The sequence below is a fragment of the Actinomadura chibensis NBRC 106107 genome, from assembly GCF_001552135.1.
GTDB lineage: Bacteria > Actinomycetota > Actinomycetes > Streptosporangiales > Streptosporangiaceae > Spirillospora > Spirillospora chibensis.
The window spans coordinates 1-19,354 of the sequence record NZ_BCQP01000035.1 but is presented as its reverse complement, the minus strand read 5'-3'; the positions used below and the strand labels follow the sequence as shown (position 1 = coordinate 19,354).

Annotated in this window: 16 protein-coding genes and 1 pseudogene; 13 read left to right on the top strand and 4 right to left on the bottom strand. The window is 72.1% G+C overall.

The genetic code is table 11. From position 1 onward, the window contains the following. The first annotated feature begins 117 nt into the window (after positions 1 to 117). The 3 genes from ACH01S_RS19960 to ACH01S_RS19950 all read left to right on the top strand — a co-directional run bounded on the left by ACH01S_RS19960 (position 118) and on the right by ACH01S_RS19950 (position 2,986). Positions 118 to 966 carry an NHL repeat-containing protein gene (locus ACH01S_RS19960; protein ID WP_218010327.1) on the top strand — a complete coding sequence of 283 codons (849 nt, stop codon included), beginning with the start codon at positions 118 to 120 and terminating at the stop codon, positions 964 to 966. Between the two features lie 116 nt (positions 967 to 1,082). Beyond that, the gene (locus ACH01S_RS19955; protein ID WP_067893391.1) at positions 1,083 to 1,745 is read left to right on the top strand and encodes a response regulator transcription factor; all 663 of its coding nucleotides are present in this window, start codon (positions 1,083 to 1,085) and stop codon (positions 1,743 to 1,745) included. Beyond that, positions 1,742 to 2,986 (top strand): sensor histidine kinase, encoded by a 1,245-nt coding sequence (locus ACH01S_RS19950; RefSeq protein WP_255220282.1) that lies wholly within the window; start codon positions 1,742 to 1,744, stop codon positions 2,984 to 2,986. The genes ACH01S_RS19955 and ACH01S_RS19950 overlap by 4 nt, the downstream gene beginning before the upstream one ends. Here ACH01S_RS19950 and ACH01S_RS19945 read toward each other — a convergent pair. Further along, on the bottom strand, positions 2,983 to 4,809 hold the full coding sequence (locus ACH01S_RS19945; protein WP_246237001.1) for an AMP-binding protein: 1,827 nt from the start codon (positions 4,807 to 4,809) through the stop codon (positions 2,983 to 2,985). The two genes, ACH01S_RS19950 and ACH01S_RS19945, sit on opposite strands and share 4 nt — an antisense overlap. 183 nt (positions 4,810 to 4,992) lie before the next feature. Between ACH01S_RS19945 and ACH01S_RS19940 the strand changes: the two genes are divergently transcribed. The 5 genes from ACH01S_RS19940 (at position 4,993) to ACH01S_RS19920 (ending at position 11,687) form a co-directional block, all read left to right on the top strand. After that, positions 4,993 to 6,195 carry a thiolase family protein gene (locus ACH01S_RS19940; RefSeq protein ID WP_067893389.1) on the top strand — a complete coding sequence of 401 codons (1,203 nt, stop codon included), beginning with the start codon at positions 4,993 to 4,995 and terminating at the stop codon, positions 6,193 to 6,195. Then, entirely contained in the window at positions 6,192 to 8,291 is a 2,100-nt protein-coding gene (locus ACH01S_RS19935; protein ID WP_067893386.1) for a 3-hydroxyacyl-CoA dehydrogenase NAD-binding domain-containing protein, read from the top strand. The genes ACH01S_RS19940 and ACH01S_RS19935 overlap by 4 nt, the downstream gene beginning before the upstream one ends. 61 nt (positions 8,292 to 8,352) lie before the next feature. Continuing rightward, positions 8,353 to 9,825 (top strand): amino acid permease, encoded by a 1,473-nt coding sequence (locus ACH01S_RS19930; RefSeq protein WP_067893384.1) that lies wholly within the window; start codon positions 8,353 to 8,355, stop codon positions 9,823 to 9,825. Positions 9,826 to 9,894: 69 nt separating this feature from the next. Continuing rightward, positions 9,895 to 11,250: an FAD-dependent oxidoreductase gene (locus ACH01S_RS19925; RefSeq protein WP_148344609.1), complete on the top strand. Its 1,356-nt coding sequence runs from the start codon at positions 9,895 to 9,897 to the stop codon at positions 11,248 to 11,250. 71 nt (positions 11,251 to 11,321) lie between these two features. Continuing rightward, entirely contained in the window at positions 11,322 to 11,687 is a 366-nt protein-coding gene (locus ACH01S_RS19920; protein ID WP_067893380.1) for a hypothetical protein, read from the top strand. 236 nt (positions 11,688 to 11,923) lie between these two features. Here ACH01S_RS19920 and dxs read toward each other — a convergent pair whose 3' ends face one another. Further along, complete coding sequence (dxs, locus tag ACH01S_RS19915; protein WP_067893378.1) at positions 11,924 to 13,873, bottom strand: 1-deoxy-D-xylulose-5-phosphate synthase; 1,950 nt, start codon at positions 13,871 to 13,873, stop codon at positions 11,924 to 11,926. A 168-nt stretch (positions 13,874 to 14,041) separates the two neighbouring features. Here dxs and idi point away from each other — a divergent pair, with 168 nt between their 5' ends. The 5 genes from idi (at position 14,042) to ACH01S_RS19890 (ending at position 18,428) form a co-directional block, all read left to right on the top strand. Then, complete coding sequence (idi, locus tag ACH01S_RS19910) at positions 14,042 to 14,620, top strand: isopentenyl-diphosphate Delta-isomerase (protein WP_067893539.1); 579 nt, start codon at positions 14,042 to 14,044, stop codon at positions 14,618 to 14,620. 165 nt (positions 14,621 to 14,785) lie between these two features. Beyond that, positions 14,786 to 16,093 (top strand): ABC transporter substrate-binding protein, encoded by a 1,308-nt coding sequence (locus ACH01S_RS19905; RefSeq protein ID WP_067893376.1) that lies wholly within the window; start codon positions 14,786 to 14,788, stop codon positions 16,091 to 16,093. A 4-nt stretch (positions 16,094 to 16,097) separates the two neighbouring features. Beyond that, positions 16,098 to 16,991, top strand: coding sequence for a carbohydrate ABC transporter permease (locus ACH01S_RS19900; RefSeq protein ID WP_246237004.1), 894 nt, complete (start codon positions 16,098 to 16,100; stop codon positions 16,989 to 16,991). Continuing rightward, the gene (locus ACH01S_RS19895; RefSeq protein ID WP_067893535.1) at positions 16,988 to 17,809 is read left to right on the top strand and encodes a carbohydrate ABC transporter permease; all 822 of its coding nucleotides are present in this window, start codon (positions 16,988 to 16,990) and stop codon (positions 17,807 to 17,809) included. The genes ACH01S_RS19900 and ACH01S_RS19895 overlap by 4 nt, the downstream gene beginning before the upstream one ends. Positions 17,810 to 18,002: 193 nt before the next feature. Beyond that, on the top strand, positions 18,003 to 18,428 hold the full coding sequence (locus ACH01S_RS19890; RefSeq protein WP_246237045.1) for an ASCH domain-containing protein: 426 nt from the start codon (positions 18,003 to 18,005) through the stop codon (positions 18,426 to 18,428). Positions 18,429 to 18,430: 2 nt separating this feature from the next. Here ACH01S_RS19890 and mug read toward each other — a convergent pair whose 3' ends face one another. Then, on the bottom strand, positions 18,431 to 18,985 hold the full coding sequence (mug, locus tag ACH01S_RS19885; RefSeq protein WP_083980896.1) for a G/U mismatch-specific DNA glycosylase: 555 nt from the start codon (positions 18,983 to 18,985) through the stop codon (positions 18,431 to 18,433). Positions 18,986 to 19,063: 78 nt separating this feature from the next. Further along, positions 19,064 to 19,354 (bottom strand): annotated as a pseudogene (locus ACH01S_RS44495) (sulfite exporter TauE/SafE family protein); the annotation flags it as partial.

Below are 19,354 nucleotides of genomic sequence, written 5' to 3'. Positions count from 1 at the left end.
AAAGTGTGCATCGGGTCCGTTTCGTGGGTCTGGTGCCGGGGGGTGGGTTGCGGGAGTTTGGGGGCCATGTGGTCTCGAATTGTCATTGCCGTCCTGTCCGCTGGATTGCTCGTTCCCGTGGGGGGCTCCGCCCAGGGGGCCACGGGGCCTGAGCCCGACCAGATCGCGCTGCCGAACGGGTTCCAGCCCGAGGGGATCGCCACCGGGCCGGGGCCCGTGGCGTTCTTCGGGTCGCGGTCGACGGGGGCGATCTACCGGGCCGATCTGCGGACCGGGAAGGGAGAGCTGATCAGCAAGGGGCCGGGGACGCCGTCGCTCGGCCTGGAGACGCGCGGGGACCGGCTGTACGTGGCCGGTGGCAAGGCCGGGGACGCGCGCGTCGTCAACACCGAGAACGGGGAGGTCGTCAAGTCGTACAAGCTGACGACGAAGGCGGCCTTCATCAACGACGTCGCCCTCACCAAGGACGCGGCGTGGTTCAGCGACTCGACCAACCAGCAGCTCTACCGGGTCCCGCTGAGCGGGGACGGAGAGGTCAAGACCCTGCCCCTCACCGGCGACATCGTGTGGGGCGAGGGATTCAACTCCAACGGGATCGAGGCGCTGGACGGCGGGAAGTCGCTGGTCCTCATCCAGTCCAACACGGGCAAGCTGTTCAAGGTCGACCCGGAGACCGGCGTCGCGAAGGCGATCGGCCTGGGCGGCGAGATCCTCACGGCCGGGGACGGCATCCTGCTCGTCGGACGCACCGTCTACGCCGTGCAGAACCGGCTCAACACCGTGTCCGTGATCGAGCTGAACGACGCCGCCACCGAGGGGAAGGTCGTCAAGAAGCTGACCGACCCGCGGTTCGACGTCCCGACGAGCGTCGCGCGCTCCGGCTCCCGCCTGTACCTGCCGAACGCCCGGTTCAACACGACGCCGACCCCCGACACCCCGTACAACGCCGTCGCGGTCACCCCGTGAGAACGCGGGACTAGCGAGGGGGACGCCCGGCCGCCCAGGAGTGCGTGCGGCCGGGCGCCCCCCGGCGGAAGTGGGCGTTTATCGAGGCTTAACCCCTCACCGGTCATGCTCTCCGCATGCGTGTACTGATCGTCGAGGACGAGCGCGTGCTCGCCGACACCATCGCCGACGGGTTCCGCGAAGAGGCGATGGCGGTCGACGTGGTGTACGACGGCGACGACGCGCTGGAGCGGACGTCGCACACCGACTACGACGTCGTGGTCCTCGACCGCGACCTGCCGGGCGTCCACGGCGACGACGTGTGCCGGGAGCTCGTGACGCGGCGCGGCTCCGCGCGGATCCTCATGCTGACCGCGGCCGCCGACGTCGACGACCGGGTGGACGGCCTGTCCCTCGGCGCCGACGACTACCTGCCGAAGCCGTTCGTGTTCGGCGAGCTGGTCGCGCGGGTGCGGGCGCTCGCGCGCCGGTCGGGGCCGGTGGTGCCGCCCGTCCTGGAGCGGCGCGGCATCCGGCTCGACCCGTACCGGCGCCGGGCCGCGCGCGACGGCCGGGAGCTGCGGCTGACGAAGAAGGAGTTCGCCGTGCTGGAGGAGCTGCTGCGGGCGGACGGCGGCGTGGTGAGCGCCGAACGGCTGCTGGAGCGGGCGTGGGACGAGAACATCGACCCGTTCAGCAACATCGTCCGGGTCACGATGGCGACGCTGCGCCGCAAGCTCGGCGGCCCGCCGGTGATCGAGACGGTCACCGGGTCGGGGTACCGGCTGGGGACGCGGTGAGGCGGCCGGGCAGGCCGCGGCTGAGCGTGCGGACGCGGCTGACGCTCGTGTACGGGTCGCTGTTCCTCGTCACGTCGGCCGTGCTGGTCGGGGTGACGTACCTGCTGACCGTCCGCTCGATGGACCAGCGGTTCACGATGAGCGACCGGGTCACCCCGGTGACCGTGACGCGGCTGCGCAGCCTCGCCGTGAACGGCGACGTCGACCAGCTGATGGCGCTGAAGGCGGACGCCGACCGCCAGTTCACCCAGCAGAAGCACGACGTCCTCGAACAGCTCCTGCAGAGCTCCCTCGTGACGATGCTGGTCCTCGGCGTCCTCGCCGTGGTGATCGGGTACGTGGTGGCGGGGCGGATGCTGCGCCCGCTGCACACGGTCACGGCGACGGCGCGGCGGCTGTCGGAGAGCAACCTGCACGAGCGGATCGTCCTGGACGGCCCGCAGGACGAGATCAAGGACCTCGCCGACACGTTCAACCGGATGCTGGACCGGCTGAACCGCGCGTTCGACGCCCAGCGCCGGTTCGTCGCGAACGCCTCGCACGAGCTGCGCACGCCGCTCACCATCAACCGGACCGTCCTTGAGGTCGCGCTCGCCAGCCGGAAGAACCCGCCGGAGACGAAGGCGCTCGCGGACGTCCTGCTCGGCAACACGGCCCGGCACGAGCGGCTGATCGAGGGGCTGCTGACGCTGGCCCGCTCGGAGCGCGACCTCGCCGCGCGGGTCGCGACGCCGCTGCCGGACGTGGTCCGCAGCGCCCTGGACCACCTCGACGGCCAGGCGGACGAGGCGGCCGTCGACGTCGAGGCGAGGCTCGCGCCCGCGACGGTGAGCGGCGACCCCGTCCTGCTGGAGCGCTGCGCCGTGAACCTGCTGGAGAACGCGGTGAAGCACAACGTGCGGGACGGCCGCGTCTGGGTGCGCACCGGCGTCCGGGACGGCTCGGCGTTCCTCCAGGTCGTCAACACCGGACGGGCGGTGCCGAGCTACGAGATCGGGACGATCTTCGAGCCGTTCCGCCGGCTGCGCCCCGACCGCCCCCCGCGCGGGGAACGGGCGGCGGGCCGGGAGCGGACGGGGTCGGCGGACGGGGCGGGCCTCGGCCTGTCGATCGTCCGGGCGGTGGTGGACGTGCACGGCGGGACGATCGAGACCGTCCCGCGCCCGGAGGGCGGCCTGGCGATCACCGTCCTGCTGCCGCTGTCGGCGGAACCCGCCCTGACCGCCGTCGCCGCGACCTAGCCGGCCTGCTCCGCGTCGAGGGAGTGGGCCGAGTCCCGGGGCGGCGGCCAGCGGACGCTGCCCTCCGGCACGGTCTGGCCGGGGCGCGCGGCGAGCCAGCGGTGCACAACCTTGCCGGTGGCGTTGCGCGGCAGCTCGGCGATGAAGTGGACGTCGCGCGGGGCCGCGTACCGGGCGACCTGGGCGTGCACGTACGCGCGCACGGCGTCGGCGTCCAGCCGGGCGCCGGGCCGCAGGACGACGTACGCGGCGAGCCGCTGCCCCCAGTCCTCGTCCGGCACCCCGACGACCGCGACCTCGTGGACCTCGGGGAGGCGGAGCAGCGCGTCCTCCACGTCGCGCGGGACGATGTTCTCCCCGCCCGACACGACGATGCCGTCGCGGCGCCCGTCGACGAACAGCAGGCCCCGGTGGTCGATATGGCCGAGGTCGCCGGTGGCGAGCATCCCGTCGCGGACCTCCATCGGCTCGCCGCCCGTGTACCCCTCGAACAGCAGCTCGTTCGCGACGTAGATCTGCCCGATGGTGGAGCGGCCGACCCGGCGGCCGCCCGCGTCGCGGATGGCGAGCGCGGTGTTGCGCGGCGGGCGTCCGGCGGTGCGCGGGTCGAGCCGCAGGTCGCGCGGGGTGGCGATGGACACCCACGATGCCTCGGTCGACCCGTAGACGTTGTAGAGGCGGTCGCCGAACTCGTCCATGAACCGGGTGGCGAGGTCGCCGGGCAGCGCGGCGCCGCTGACCGCCGCGATCCGCAGCGTGGACGTGTCGTGCCGGGCGCGGACCTCCGGGTCGAGGTCGAGGACGCGCTGCAGCATGACCGGCACGGCGAACACGGCCACGTCCCGGTGGGAGGCGACGGTGCGCAGCGTCTGCTCGGGGTCGAACCGGCGGTGCAGCACGACCGGGGCGCGCAGCGCCCACGCCATCTGCAGGGCGGCGTAGCCCCAGGTGTGGAACAGCGGCGCCTCGACGACCATCGTCTGCCGGGCGCGCAGCGGGATCCGGGACGTCATCGACGCGAGCGGCCACAGCCCGGGGCGGGGCGGGCGGCGGGCGCCCTTCGGACGTCCGGTGGTGCCCGAGCTGAGCATGATCGTCCGGCTCTGGATCTGCGGCGGCGCCGCCACGGCCTCCGACTCCGGGACGGCGCGGATGACCTCGTCCAGGCTCCGTCCGCGCACCGGACGGCCCGGCTCCGGCGCGGGCCGAGGCCGGGGCGGCGCCAGCGGCAGCGGCGGCAGCGCCGCGAGCGGAACGGGCGCGGACAGCGGGGCGGGATCGGGGCCGGGACGGCGGTCGGCCCACAGCACCGTCCGGCGGAGCGCGATCGGCATGTCGGCGAGCAGCGGCGCGAACTCGGCGTCCGCGACGATCAGCGTGGGCCGCAGCTCGCCGAGCACGGCGCGCGTCCAGCCCGCCCCGGCGCCGGTGTTGAGCAGGACGACCTCCGCGCCGCGCCGGCTGCACGCGACGAGCGTCAGCACCATGCCCCGGTGGTTGCGGCAGAGCACGCCGACGCGCGGGCGCGGGCCGCGCAGCGGCAGCCCGGCGGCGAGCCGCGCGGCGCGCTCGTCCAGCTCGGCGAAGGTGAGGGCGCCGTCGTCGTCGATCAGCGCGGTCCGGGACGGGGAGCGCGCGGCGGCGCCCGCGACGAGCCCGGCGAGCGTGGTGCCCCAGCGGCGCAACATGCGGAGCTGGCGCCCGGCGCGGCGCGGGCCGCCCGCGAACGGCAGCCCGGTGCGGAGTAGGAGGGCGGTCAGATCGCGGATATGCCCGATCCGCCGGCGCATCCCCGGCCGGTACGCGGGCCTCGCGTGCGTCACCGCGCCCTCCTCGGTGATATCCGGCCACGTTACCCAGCCGCCACCTGCGGAACAAGACCGGTCGGGGCCGCTCCGGACGGGCGGACCGGCGTCAGTGGTTACTGACGAGTAGTATGAATGGTTACCGACTGGTAGCAAAGGCCCGGCGGCGCCGCCGGACCCCATCCGCAGGGAGGACGAACCGTGCCACGCACCGCACGCGACGTCGTGTTCGTCGACGGCGTCCGCACGCCGTTCGGCAAGGCGGGCCCGAAGGGCCTGTACGCGGAGACCCGCGCCGACGACATGGTCGTCCGCGCCATCCGCGAGCTGCTGCGCCGCAACCCGTCACTCCCGCCCGCGCGGGTGGACGAGGTCGCGATCGCCGCCACCACCCAGACCGGCGACCAGGGCCTCACCATCGGGCGGTCCGCCGCCGTGCTGGCCGGGCTGCCGAAGACCGTCCCCGGCTACGCCATCGACCGGATGTGCGCGGGCGCGATGACCGCCGTGACCACATCCGGCGCGGGGATCTCGTTCGGGTCCTACGACGTCGCCATCGCGGGCGGCGTCGAGCACATGGGACGCCACCCGATGGGCGAGGGCGTCGACCCGAACCCGCGGTTCCTCGCCGACAAGCTCGTCGACCCGTCGGCCCTCGTGATGGGGTCGACGGCGGAGAACCTGCACGACCGGTTCCCCGAGATCACCAAGGAGCGCGCGGACGCCTACGCCCTGCGCAGCCAGCAGAAGGTCGCCGCCGCGTACGCGGCCGGGAAGATCCAGCCCGACCTGGTTCCGACCGCGGTCCGCTCCGCCGAGAAGGGGTGGGGCCTCGCCACCGAGGACGAGCCGCCCCGTCCCGGCACCACGATGGACGACCTCGCCCGCCTGCGGACGCCGTTCCGTCCGCACGGCAGGGTCACGCCGGGGAACGCCGCCGGGCTGAACGACGGCGCGACCGCCTGCCTGCTCGCCGCCGAGGACGTCGCCGCCGAGCTGGGCCTCACCGCTCGCATGCGCCTGGTCGACTTCTCGTTCGCCGGGGTGGAGCCGGAGGTGATGGGCGTCGGGCCCGTCCCGGCCACCGAGCGGCTCCTCGCCCGCAACGCGCTGACCATGGACGACATCGGCCTCATCGAGATCAACGAGGCGTTCGCCGTGCAGGTGCTCGCGTTCCTCGCGCACTTCAAGATCGCCGACGACGACGCGCGGGTGAACCCGTGGGGCGGCGCGATCGCCGTCGGGCATCCGCTCGCCTCGTCCGGGGTCCGGCTGATGAACCAGCTCGCCCGGCAGTTCGAGGAACGGCGGGACGTCCGGTACGGACTGACCACGATGTGCGTGGGAATGGGCATGGGCGGGACGGTTCTCTGGGAGAACGTTGGATGGGAAGGCACCAAATGAGCGGGCTCGGGGAACTCTTCAGCGACGAGGTCGTCACCCACGCCCACGTGCGGGACGTGACGCTGCCCGGCGGCGCGGGCACCCTCGCGCTGATCACGCTCGACAACGGCCACGACCACACCAAGCCGAACACGTTCGGGCCGAACGGCCTCGCCGAGCTGGGCGCCGCCCTCGACGCCGTCGCGGCGCGCGACGACCTCGCGGCGGTCGGCGTCACCGGCAAGCCGTTCGTCTTCGCGGTCGGCGCGGACCTCAAGGGCGTCCCGCTGATCCGGCGGCGGGCGGACGCGGCGGCCATCGGCAGGCTCGGCCACGACGTGTTCCGGCGGCTCGGCGAGCTGGAGGTCCCGTCGTTCGCCTACTACAACGGCGCGGCGATGGGCGGCGGCGTCGAGCTCGGCCTGCACTGCACCTACCGGACGATCTCGTCCGGCGTGCCCGCGTTCGCGCTGCCGGAGGCGTTCCTCGGCCTCGTGCCCGGCTGGGGCGGGACGTACCTGCTGCCCCGCCTGATCGGCGCGGAGAAGGCGCTCAAGGTCGTCATCGAGAACCCGCTCGCGCAGAACCGGATGCTGAAGGGCGCGCAGGCGTACGAGCTGGGCATCGCCGACGCGGTCTTCGACTCCGCGGACTTCCTGGAGGAGTCCCTCGCCTGGACGGCCCGCGTCCTGAACGGCGAGATCACCGTCCGCCGGGCGGAGGTCGACACGGGCAAGGCGTGGGACGACGCCGTCGCGATGGCCCGCTGGAACGTCGACGCCAAGCTGCACGGGGCGGCGCCGTCCTACACGCGGGCGCTCGACCTGGTCGCCGCCGCCAAGGACCGCACCCGCGACGAGGGCTTCGCCGCGGAGGACGAGGCGCTCGCCGACCTGATCATGAGCGACGAGCTGCGCGCCGGGCTGTACGCGTTCGACCTGACGCAGAAGCGCGCGAAGCGTCCCGCCGGGGCGCCCGACAAGGCGCTCGCCCGGCCGGTGACGAAGGTCGGCGTCGTCGGCGCGGGCCTGATGGCCTCGCAGCTCGCGCTGCTGTTCGCGCGCCGCCTCGAAGTCCCGGTCGTGCTGACCGACCTCGACCAGGAGCGTCTGGACAAGGGCGTCGGCCACGCGCACGCCGAGATCGACAAGCTGCAGGCCAAGGGGCGCCTCTCCCCCGACCAGGCGGGCCGCCTCAAGGCGCTGATCACCGGCTCGCTGACCAAGGACGCCTTCGCCGACGCCGACTTCGTCATCGAGGCGGTCTTCGAGGAGATGTCGGTCAAGCGGAAGGTGTTCGCCGAACTGGAGGAGCACGTCTCGGACGAGTGCGTCCTCGCGACGAACACCTCGTCGCTGTCGGTCTCGGAGATGGCGGACGGGCTGCGGCGGCCGGAGCGGGTCGTCGGGTTCCACTTCTTCAACCCGGTCGCGGTGCTGCCGCTGCTGGAGATCGTCCGGGGCGAGTGGACCGACGACGCGGCGCTCGCCACCGCGTTCGCGACCGGCAAGGCGCTGAAGAAGTCGTGCGTGCTGGTCAAGGACGCCCCGGCGTTCGTGGTGAACCGCGTGCTGCTGCGGCTGCTGGCGGAGATCGTCCAGGCCGTGGACGAGGGCACGCCGATCGACGTGGCCGAGCGGGCCGCGCAGCCGCTCGGCCTGCCGATGCCGCCGTTCGTGCTGATGGGGCTCGTCGGCCCGGCGATCGCGCTGCACGTCAACGAGACCCTGCACGCCGCGTTCCCGGACCGGTTCCCGCTGTCGGACAACCTCGGCAAGCTCGTCGCGGCCGGCAAGTCCGGCGTCTACCTGCCGGACTTCTCCCTCGACCCGGAGGCCGTCGAGATCTTCGGCGGCGGGACGAGCCCGTCCACCGAGGAGCGGGTGCTCGACCGGGCGCTCGCGGCGCTCGCCGACGAGATCCGGGTGATGCTGGACGAGGGCGTCGTCGCCGCCCCGGAGGACGTCGACCTCTGCATGATCCTCGGCGCGGGCTGGCCGTTCCACCTCGGCGGCATCACCCCGTACCTGGACAGGTCCGGCGTCTCCGAGCGGGTCACCGGCCGCCGGTTCCTGGAGCCGGGGGTGGCGTCGCTTCCCGTCCAAGCCGCCACATAAGCCGCGCGCTGCCGGGCATAGGGCTGGCACACCCCTGTGATCAACACCCGGAGGAAGCGCGATGGACCTGCGCCGGACGAAGACGGTCGAGCAGTCGATCAGGGACACCGAGGAGCCGGGCCACCGGCTCCGACGCGCCCTGTCGGCGCTGGACCTCACCGTGTTCGGCGTCGGGGTCATCGTCGGGACCGGCATCTTCGTCCTGACCGGCCAGGTCGCCCGGGAGAAGGCCGGTCCCGCCGTCGCGCTGTCGTTCATCTTCGCCGCCGTGGTGTGCGGGCTCGCCGCGCTCTGCTACGCCGAGTTCGCCTCCACGGTCCCGGTCGCCGGGTCGGCCTACACGTTCTCCTACGCCACGCTCGGCGAGTTCCCGGCGTGGATCATCGGCTGGGACCTGATCCTGGAGATGGCGCTCGGCGCGGCCGTCGTCGCGGTCGGCTGGTCCGGCTACTTCGCCTCGCTGCTGGACGACGTCGGGATCACCGTCCCGGACTCGATCGCCGCGCCGCCGGGCGACGGCGGGACCGTCAACGTCCCCGCCATCGGGCTCGTCGTCGCCGTGACCGCGCTGCTCGTCCTCGGCATCAAGGTGTCGTCGCGGGTCAACGCCATCGTCGTGACGATCAAGATCGCGGTCGTGCTGCTGGTGATCGTCGCCGGGCTGTTCTTCGTCAAGGGCGCGAACTACCACCCGTTCATCCCGCCGTCGAAGCCGACGCCGTCGGAGGGCGGGCTCGGCGCGCCGCTGATGCAGGTGCTGTTCGGCATCACCCCGGCGAGCTTCGGCTGGCTCGGCATCTTCGCCGCCATCGCCATCGTCTTCTTCGCCTACATCGGCTTCGACATCGTCGCCACGGCCGCCGAGGAGGCCCGCCGCCCGCAGCGCGACATCCCGATCGGGCTCATCGGCTCCCTCGTCATCACGGCCGTGCTGTACGCGGCGGTGTCGACGGTCGTCGCGGGCATGCAGAACTACAAGGACCTGAGCACCGAGGCGCCGCTCGCGGACGCGTTCAAGGCGGTCGGGCATCCGGCGTTCGCCACGATCATCGACGTCGGCGCGGTCGCCGGGCTCATCACCGTCGTGCTGATCCTGCTGCTCGGGCAGAGCCGGATCTTCTTCGCGATGGGCCGCGACGGCCTCATGCCGCCCTGGCTGTCGGCCGTCCACCCGCGCTTCGGCACGCCCTACCGCTCGACGATCCTGATGGGCACGATCGTCGCGGTGCTCGCCGGGTTCATCCCGCTCGCCAAGCTCGCCGAACTGGTCAACATCGGCACGCTGTTCGCGTTCCTCGTCGTCTCCGTCGCCGTGGTGATCCTGCGCCGGACGCGCCCGGACCTGCCCCGCTCGTTCCGCACGCCGTGGGTGCCCCTCATCCCCGCCCTGTCGGTGCTGGGCTGCCTGTTCGTGATGATCAACCTGCCGGTGGAGACGTGGCTGCGGTTCGCCGCGTGGCTGGTCATCGGGGTCGTCGTCTACGCCGCGTACGGGTACCGGAGGAGCAGGGTGGGCGCCGTCCGAAACCCGTGAAATATCGGAGGCCCGCCGTGATGGGCCTCACGGTGTCCTTTTGGCGGCCGGGTGGGCACAATGGCGGCCATGGCTTCTCCAGTGCTCGTCGCGGTGATCGGGTCCGGCCCCGCGGGGATCTACGCGGCCGAGGCGCTCGTCAAGCAGACCGGCGGGGACGTCAGGGTGGACGTGTTCGACCGATTGCCCTCGCCGTACGGCCTCGTCCGCTACGGCGTCGCGCCCGACCACACGTCGATCAAGGCGATCGCCCGGTACCTGCAGAAGGTGCTGGAGAACCCGGCCGTCCGCTTCTTCGGCTGCGTCGAGCTCGGCCGCGACCTCAGCCGCGCCGACCTGCTCGGCTGCTACGACGCCGTCATCTACTCGACCGGCGCGATGGTCGACCGGCACATGCGCATTCCGGGCGAGGAGCTGCCGGGCAGCATCGCCGCCACCGACTTCGTCAACTGGTACTGCGGGCACCCCGACGCCGCCGACCACTCGTTCGACCTGTCGGTCGAGGAGGTCGCGGTGATCGGCGTCGGGAACGTCGCCGTGGACGTCGTCCGCATCCTCGCCAAGTCGGCCGACGAGCTGCGCGCCACCGACGTCCCCGAGCAGGTCATCGAGGCGCTGTCGCGCAGCCGCGTGAAGCGCGTCCACATGATCGGACGGCGCGGCCCCGCCCAGGCCAAGTTCACCACCAAGGAGGCCCGCGAGCTGGGCGAGCTTCCGAACGCGGGCATCCACGTCAGCCCGGGGGACATGGACCTCGACCCGGTCAGCGCCGAGCTCGCCGAGAAGGACCGGCACGTCCGGGGCAACGTCAAGGTGCTGAACGCGTGGACGGCGGAGCCGCCCGCCGACCGCCCGCGCCGGATCGACGTGCGGTTCTGGCGGGCGCCGGTCGAGATCCTCGGCACGGAGCGGGTCGAGGGCCTGCGGCTGGAGCGGACCCGGCTGGACGAGACCGGCCGCGTCACCGGGACCGGCGAGTTCGAGACGCTCCCCGTCGGGCTGGTGCTGCGCTCGGTCGGCTACCAGAGCGTGCCGCTGGAGGGCGTCCCGTTCGACGAGCGGACGTCGACCGTCCCCAACGCGGGCGGGCGGATCATCGGCCCGGACGGAACCCCGATCCCGGGCGAGTACGTCGCCGGATGGATCAAGCGAGGGCCGACCGGGGTCGTCGGCACAAACAAGTCGGACGCGGCGGAGACCGTCCGCAACCTGCTGGAGGACGTCCTCGCCGACGGGACGCGCACGCCCCCCGAGCACACGATCGAGGAGCTGCTGGAATCGCGCGGCCTGCGCGTCGTCACCTACGACGACTGGCTGAACCTGGACGCCGCCGAGATCGCCCTCGCCCGCGCGCTCGACCGGGGCGAGCGCGTCAAACTGGCGCGCTGGGAGGCGATGACGTCCGCGTGCCGCGGCCGCGACTGATTCACATTCCCGACAATCTCCCGGCCGTCAGGTAGTGACGGGTATGTCACTCTGGCGCTACGGTGCGGCGTGTGACCGGCGGTCCAGAACTGTACGGGTTCCCCCCACCCGAGACGGTGCCAGACCTCAGATGGCTCGGGCCCGACTACGTTTCCGTACTGGTGTACGACCTGACGCAGGGGCTCCTGCGCCAGGACCCGCGCACGTCCGTGATGGGCGTGCGGTGCGAGGGCGAGCCGCGGCTCGACCCCTCGGTCGACCCGGCGGGCGTCATCCGCGCGCACGACGCCAGCTTCCCGCTCCAGGTCTTCGTCCGCGACGGCTCGGGACGCCCCTGGCTGCTGCGCGGCCGCTGGACGTACTCGGGCCGCGAGCTCGGCACGGCCGCGGCGTCCATCACCCACTTCTGGCAGTTGCTCTCGGCCGACGGCGTCTAGCCGGGCGCCTACGACGGCAGCAGCACGCGAAGTCCGGCGCGGATCCGCCCGCCATCCATGCCTCACGGCCCTCGCCGCCTATCTGGCCGCGTCCGGCTACCGGGACCCGGAGTTGCCCTTCGCCCCGGCCGCGCCGGTCGAGGAGATCGAGCGCCACACCGGCCGGGTCGCCGTCCTGCGTCTGGAACCGGCGACCCGGGAGTGAGCGCGGCCAGGGGACTGCCGCGGACTTCCGGTCAGTCGCGGTCGGAGGTCTCGCGGTCGGAGGGCTCGCCGTCCGGCGCCGACGGGGTGTCCGCCGAGGTGATGCGGGCGACGTACTCGGTGAGGTCGCGCGCGAGGGCCTGCGGGGTGAGGCCGATGTCGGCGAGGATCTCGGCGCGGGCCGAGTGGTCGAGGAACTCCTGCGGGATGCCGAAGGTGCGGATCGGCGCGTCGACCTCGCCGTCGCGCAGCAGCCGCGCGACCGCGTCGCCGAGGGCGCCGGTGCGGCCGTTGTCCTCCGCGACGGCGACGAGGGCGTGCTCGCGGGCGAGGTCGAGCAGCGCCGGGTCGAGCGGCTTCACCCAGCGCGGGTCGACGACGGTGACGCCGATGCCCTGCGCGGCGACCAGCCCGGCGGCCTCGACGGCGGGCGTCGCCATCGACCCGGCCGCGACGAGCAGGACGCGGGTGCCGTTGGAGCCGTCGTGCCGGGCGAGGACGTCCATGCCGCCCACCCGGTCGATCGCCTCGATGTCGGCGGCGGCGGGGCCCTTCGGGTAGCGGATCGCGGTCGGCCCGTCGGACACGGCCACGCACTCGCGCAGCAGCTCGCGCAGCCGGGCGCCGTCGCGCGGGACGGCGACCCGCAGCCCCGGCACGAGCTGCAGGATCGACATGTCCCACATGCCGTTGTGGGACGGCCCGTCGTCGCCGGTCACGCCGGAGCGGTCCAACGCGAAGGTGACCGGCTGCCGGTGCAGCGCCGCGTCCATCAGCACCTGGTCGAAGGCGCGGTTCAGGAACGTCGCGTAGAGGGCGACGACCGGGTGCAGGCCGCCCATCGCGAGCGCGGTCGCGGACGTGACGGCGTGCTGCTCGGCGATGCCCACGTCGAAGATGCGGTCGGGGAACGCCTCGGCGAACGGGGCGAGCCCGACCGGGTAGAGCATCGCGGCGGTGATGCCCACCACGTCGCGGCGCTCGCGGCCGATCTCGACCATCTCCGCGCCGAAGATCTTCGTCCAGGCGGGGCCGCCCTTCTTCGGGGCGATCCCGCCGGTGGCCGGGTCGAACGCGCCGGGACCGTGCATGCAGTCCTCGGTGTCGTTCTCGGCGGGCGCGTACCCGTGGCCCTTGGTGGTGATGCAGTGCACGATGACCGGGCGGCCGAACCCGCGGGCCCGGCGCAGGGCGCGCTCGACGGCGTCCTCGTCGTGGCCGTCGATCGGGCCCACGTACTTGATGCCGAGGTCCTCGAACATGGCCTGCGGCTGGAGGACGTCCTTGAGGCCCTTCTTGATGCCGTGCAGCGCCTCGTAGGTGAAGTTGCCGACGACGGGGGCGCGCGGGACGGTCTTCTTGATGAGGTCGAGCGCGTTCTCGTACCCCTGGGTGACGCGCAGGTCGGCCAGGTGCGAGGCCAGCCCGCCGATGGTCGGCGAGTAGGAGCGCCCGTTGTCGTTGACGACGATGATGACCGGGCGGTCGGCGCCGCCCGCGGCGATGTTGTTGAGCGCCTCCCAGCACATGCCGCCGGTCAGCGCGCCGTCGCCGACGACCGCGACCACGGCGCGGTCGCCCTCGCCGCGGATCTGGAACGCCTTGGCGAACCCGTCGGCGTACGACAGCGCGGTCGAGGCGTGCGAGTTCTCGATGACGTCGTGCTCGGACTCGGCGCGGCTCGGGTAGCCCGACAGGCCGCCGCGCTTGCGCAGCCGCTCGAAGTCGTGGCGCCCGGTGAGCAGCTTGTGCACGTAGGCCTGGTGGCCCGTGTCGAAGAGGATCTTGTCGTGCGGCGAGTCGAAGACCCGGTGCAGCGCGATCGTCAGCTCGACCGCGCCGAGGTTGGGCCCGAGATGCCCGCCGGTCTTGGAGACCGCCTGGACGAGGAACTCGCGGATCTCCTCGGCGAGGCGGGGCAGTTGCGCGGCGTCCAGTCGTTTGAGGTCGTCGGGACCCTTGATCGACTCAATCAGGCGCACTCGTTTCAACTCCTCCGTCGGGGACCGGTTCCCCTGGCTCGGGCCGTTCCGAGTTTAATCCCGGTTCGCCCGCGCCGGGCAGAGGCGCACCCTGGCGGGCGGGTGCGAAACGGCTGACCCGCACGGGAAATTCGGACCCGACCGGTGCCGATGGGGTAGGAAGTGTTCATGGTCGTCGAAGAGATCGTGCTGCTCAACGCGGATGACGAGGCGGTCGGAACCGCGCCGAAGAACACGAGCCACCACAGGGACACGCCCTACCACCTGGCCTTCTCCTGCTATGTCGTCGACACGGAGGGTCGCGTACTGATCACTCGGCGCGCCCTCGGCAAGCGGACGTTCCCCGGCGTCTGGACGGGCAGCTGCTGCGGCCACCCCGCCCCGGGCGAGGGGCTGCGCGACGCGGTCCTGCGGCGGCTGAAGGACGAGCTCGGCATGTCCGACGCCGCGCTGACGTCCGTCCTGCCGGGGTTCCGGTACCGGGCCGTCGCCGGCGACGGCACCGTCGAGAACGAGCGCTGCCCGGTCGTGCGGGCCACCGTCCCGGCGGACGAGGCCGTCCACCCGAACCCGGACGAGGTCGAGGACGCCGAGTGGTGGTCCTGGGAGCGGTGCGTGGAGCTGGCCGGACGGCCCGAGGCGTCGCCCTGGTACCGGCTCCAGCTCGCCGAGCTGGCCCCGCTCGGCGCGCCGCCGGACTGGCCCGACGCGGGCCCGGCCGGGCTGCCGCCCGCGCTCGCCTGGTAGCCGCCGCGCCCTCGCCCCCGCCCTCGCCACGGCCCGCGGCACGGCCGCGTGCCGACGGAGCGTGGTGCTCGCATCACCGCTAGATCACTTTTCGACCCTCGGTGTTGACCCGTCCTCGCGTCCGAACGGACGCTTGCTTTTCCGGGGCAACCGAAGGGACGGACGATGCGAGTACGTGCTCCCAGGCGCCGCTGGACGGTGTTCGCGGCCGTGGCGATGACCGGCGCGCTGGCCCTGCCGGCCTGCGGCGCGAACGAGGACTCGGGATCCGGCGACGACAAGTCCAAGGTCGAGGTGTTCTCCTGGTGGACCGGCCCCGGCGAGGCGGACGGGCTGGCCGCGATGCAGGCCGACTTCCAGAAGAGGAACCCCGGCACGAAGTTCGTCAACGCCGCCATCGCCGGCGGGTCGGGCACGCAGGCCAAGGCCGTCCTCGCGAGCCGACTGCAGAACCGCAAGCCGCCGGACTCGTTCCAGGGCCACGCGGGCGCGGAACTGCTCGACTACATCAAGGCCGGTCAGATCGAACCGCTCGACGACTTCTACCAGCGGAACAACCTGAAGTCGGTCTACCCGCAGCAACTCCTCGACCAGATCACCTACAAGGGGCACCTTTACTCGGTGCCGGTGAACATCCACCGGTCGAACGTCCTCTGGTACAACCCCGGCATCCTCAAGGAAGCCGGAGTGTCCGGCGCACCGAAGTCGGTCGCGGAGTTCGTCACCGCGCTGAAGGCCGTCAAGGACAGGACGAAGAAGGTCCCGCTGTCGCTCGGCGCGCAGTGGACGGCCGACCACCTGCTGGAAAACGTCCTGCTCGGCGACCTCGGCACCGACGCCTACAACGCGCTGTGGAAGCCGGGCGCCGACTGGGGCGCCCCGGCCGTCACCAAGGCGCTCGGCGACTTCGCCGAGATCATGAAGTATACGACGCTGGAGGCCGCGTCCACCGACTGGCAGGGCGCCGCGAAGGCCGTCGTGGACGGCAAGGCCGCGTTCAACATCATGGGCGACTGGGCCTACGGCTACTTCACCGGGAGCGCGCCGAACGGCCTCGGCAAGAAACTCGACACCGACTTCAAGTACGCGCCCGCGCCCGGCACCGACGGCACCTATCTGTGGCTGTCGGACAGTTTCACCCTTCCCAAGGGCGCGCCCCACAAGGCGGGTGCCGAGGCGTGGCTCAAGGAGGTGTCCAGCAAGGAGGGGCAGGACCTCTTCAACCCGAAGAAGGGCTCCATCCCGGCCCGCAAGGACGCCGACAAGAGCCTCTACACGGGCTACCTCCAGTACGCGTTCGAGCAGTGGAACAACCCGGCCACGAAGCTGGCGGGCTCCTTCTGGCACGGCGTCAACGCGAACAACAAATGGCACACCGACATCGACACGGCGGTGGGCCTGTTCCTCCAGGACAAGGACGCGGGCAAACTCCAGCAAGGGCTGGTGAGCGCGGCCAAGAACAGCGGCCTGTGAACCGGTGAGACTCCGCCGCGCCAGGAAATGGCTGCCCGGGCTGCTGCTCCTCTCGCCGTCCATCGTCGCGATCGGCCTGTTCGTCTACGGGCTCATCTTCTGGAACACGCGGGTCGCGCTGAGCGGGAAGCACGACGAGGTCAGCGGATACGGGTTCGACAAGGGCAGGAACTTCGCCGACCTGTGGCACCAGCCGAGCTGGCCGGGCGCCGTCCGGCACGCCCTGCTGTTCACCGCCGTGTTCGTCGTCGGCGCGCTGGTTCTCGGCGCGTTCCTCGCGTTCCTGATGGACAAGGGGATCCGCGGCGAGGCGTCGTTCCGCGTCGTCTACCTGTTCCCGATGGCGGTGTCGTTCATCGCCAGCGGGGTCGTGTGGCGCTGGCTGATGAACCCGGCCCCGCCGGAGCGCGCGGTCGGGTTCAACCAGCTCTTCGACAGGCTCCACCTCGGGGCGCTGGCGAACGACTGGTGGCAGGACCCGGACTGGGGCATGGCGGCGATGGCGCTGCCCGCGGTCTGGCAGATGTCCGGGTACGTGATGGCGCTGTACCTGGCCGGGTTCCGGAGCGTCCCGGAGGAACTGCGCGAGGCGGCGCGGGTGGACGGCGCGTCCGAGTGGAAGGTGTACCGGTACGTGGTGTTCCCGCAGCTCCGGCCGGTGACGCTGTCCGCGCTGATCATCCTCGGGCACATCTCGCTGAAGGTGTTCGACCTGATCATGGCGATCGCGGGCAAGCAGATCATCACCTACGTCCCGGCCGTCGCGACCTACGTCGAGATCTTCGACCGGCACGACCCGGCGAACGGCGCGACCATCGCGAGCTACCTGCTCTTCGCGGTGGCGCTGCTGGTCGTCCCGTACCTGGTGTGGTCGGTGCGCGCGGAGCGGACCCGATGACGCGCCCGGCGCAGGCCGTGAAGCTCGCGGTGCTGCTGGCGTTCGTCCTGCTGTTCCTGATCCCGGTGTACGTGCTGGTCGTCACCAGCTTCAAGCCGCTGGACGAGGCCGACCCGAGCAGCGCGTGGAGCCTGCCGGGGCACTGGAGCACGTCCGGCTGGGGCTCGGCGTGGCACGCGCTGCGCCCCGGCCTGGAGAACAGCGTCAAGATCGCCGTGACCGGGTCGCTGATCTCGGCGGCGCTCGGCTCGCTGAACGGCTACGTCCTGTCGAAATGGCGGTTCCCCGGCGCGGACGTCGTGTTCACGCTCTTCCTGTTCGGCATGTTCATCCCGTACCAGGCGGTGATGATCCCGCTGGCCGGGCTGCTGACGGACATGGAACTGTCCGGGACGATCCGCGGCCTGATCCTCGCGCACGTCGTGTACGGAATCCCGATCTGCACGCTGATCTTCCGGAACTACTACGTGACGATTCCGGACGAGCTGATCGAGGCGGCCCGGGTGGACGGCGCCGGGATGCTGCGCGCCTATTGGTCGATCGTCCTGCCGGTGTCCGGGCCCGCGTTCGCGGTGACGCTGATCTGGCAGTTCACCTCGATGTGGAACGACTTCCTGTTCGCCGTGTTCCTCGGGGCTCCCGACAGTTGGCCGGTCACGGTTATGCTGAACAACACCGCCGGATCGGGCGCGGTGGCCGTCCAGTACAACCAGCAGATGGCCGAGGCGCTCCTGGCGTCGCTGCCGACCGTCCTCGTCTACCTTCTGCTCGGGCGGTTCTTCATGCGGGGCCTCATGGCGGGTGCGCTGAAGGGCTGAGGTCCGCCGGAAAGCCGTTTTTCGGACCGCCGAGAGAATTGCAGTGGAAGGCGCTCGGAGACGTCAACCCGGCCGGTCCCTCACGCGTCACATGGATGATCAAAGGAGCTCCGCGGTGGGAATCGAACGCGTCACCGATCGTCCCGCCGCGAAAGACCGACGTCGACGGCAGGGAGATGACCGCGTGCAGGCGATGAGTGTTCAGCAGCCCTGGGCGTTCGCGATCGCGCGTGGCGGGAAGTCCGTCTCGAACCAGAGCCTGCCGACCGCCTACCGCGGTCCGCTGCTGATCCACGCGTCCATGCGGGTCGACCTGAAGGCGTGCGACTCGCCGCTCATCCAGGCCGCCGGCTGGGACCCGCGCGACCCGCTCGCCACCATCGGCGCGATCATCGCGGTCGCCGACCTCGCCGACGTGTGCTCGGCGGGCGGCCGCCCGTGCGAGTGCGGGCCGTGGGCGGAGCCGGGCCTCCACCACTGGCACCTGAGGGACGTCCGGGCCCTCCCCCGCCCGATCGTGGCGCTCGGCCGCCCCGGCCTGTGGGAGCCGAAGGCCACGCTGGTCGCCGAGGTGACCGCCATGTTCACCGCGACCGCCGCGCTCAACAACGCGACCTGACGCTAGGCCTCGGCCGCCTCGCGCAGGCGGCGGAACTCGGCGGCGATCCGGTCGAGCGGCCAGCTCGCGTTGAGCCCGCTCGGGTTCGGCAGCACCCACACCCGGGCGTGGCCGAACGTCTCGTCCTGCGGTCCGATCTGGGTACCCGGACGCCCGAACGCCGTCCGATAGGCGGTGACACCGGCCACCGCGAGGTACGACGGCCGGAGCCGCTCCACAAGCTCGGCGAGCCGGCGCCCGCCCTCGCGAAGCTCGTCGGCGGTCAACTCGTCGGCCCGCGCCGTGGTCCGGTGCGCGAGGTTCGTGATGCCGAGCCCGTAGGACGGCAGGAGGTCCTGCTCGGACGGATCCAGGAGCCGGTCGGTGAACCCCGACCGGTACAGCGCAGGCCAGAACCGGTTCCCGGGCCGCGCGAAATGCCGCCCCGTAGCCCCCGAATACAATCCGGGGTTGATCCCGCTGAACAGCACCCGGAGCGTCCCACCGTCCGGCGGCAGGACGTCCGGAATGACACGGTCACGAGCAGCCTCAAGCTCATCCTTCGTCGGTCGCCGCATCAACCCAGATTACGGACGACCAACACCACCACCCTCTCTCCACCACATTTCATCGAGTTCTGAGCCGTTCGGGGCGGGTCAGAGGAGGTTGCGGATGATCAGGGCTAGGGCGGAGGTGCCTACGACGGCCAGGAGGGCGGTGCGGAGGCGGCCGTCGTCGAGGTAGCGGCGGAGGGGTCCGGCGGCGGCGAAGCCCGCTAGGACGAACGGGACCAGCGCAACGCCCGCCGTGACCTGCCGGACGGGGAGCCGTCCCGCCGCGGCGAGGGTGGCGAGGGAGAGCAGGGCGCCGACGATGAAGAACACGGCGAGCGTCGCGCGCACGCGGGGGCCGCTCTCGCGCTGGTAGAGCAGCGCGAGCGGCGGGCA

What these genes read in the sequence shown, in the direction of transcription:
- ACH01S_RS19895 (WP_067893535.1), top strand. Translation starts at nt 16,988, where the DNA reads ATGACGCGCCCGGCGCAGGCCGTGAAGCTCGCGGTGCTGCTGGCGTTC.
- ACH01S_RS19925 (WP_148344609.1), top strand. Translation starts at nt 9,895, where the DNA reads ATGGCTTCTCCAGTGCTCGTCGCGGTGATCGGGTCCGGCCCCGCGGGG.
- mug (WP_083980896.1), bottom strand. Translation starts at nt 18,985, where the DNA reads ATGCGGCGACCGACGAAGGATGAGCTTGAGGCTGCTCGTGACCGTGTC.
- ACH01S_RS19935 (WP_067893386.1), top strand. Translation starts at nt 6,192, where the DNA reads ATGAGCGGGCTCGGGGAACTCTTCAGCGACGAGGTCGTCACCCACGCC.
- ACH01S_RS19905 (WP_067893376.1), top strand. Translation starts at nt 14,786, where the DNA reads ATGCGAGTACGTGCTCCCAGGCGCCGCTGGACGGTGTTCGCGGCCGTG.
- ACH01S_RS19890 (WP_246237045.1), top strand. Translation starts at nt 18,003, where the DNA reads ATGAGTGTTCAGCAGCCCTGGGCGTTCGCGATCGCGCGTGGCGGGAAG.
- ACH01S_RS19930 (WP_067893384.1), top strand. Translation starts at nt 8,353, where the DNA reads ATGGACCTGCGCCGGACGAAGACGGTCGAGCAGTCGATCAGGGACACC.
- ACH01S_RS19955 (WP_067893391.1), top strand. Translation starts at nt 1,083, where the DNA reads ATGCGTGTACTGATCGTCGAGGACGAGCGCGTGCTCGCCGACACCATC.
- idi (WP_067893539.1), top strand. Translation starts at nt 14,042, where the DNA reads ATGGTCGTCGAAGAGATCGTGCTGCTCAACGCGGATGACGAGGCGGTC.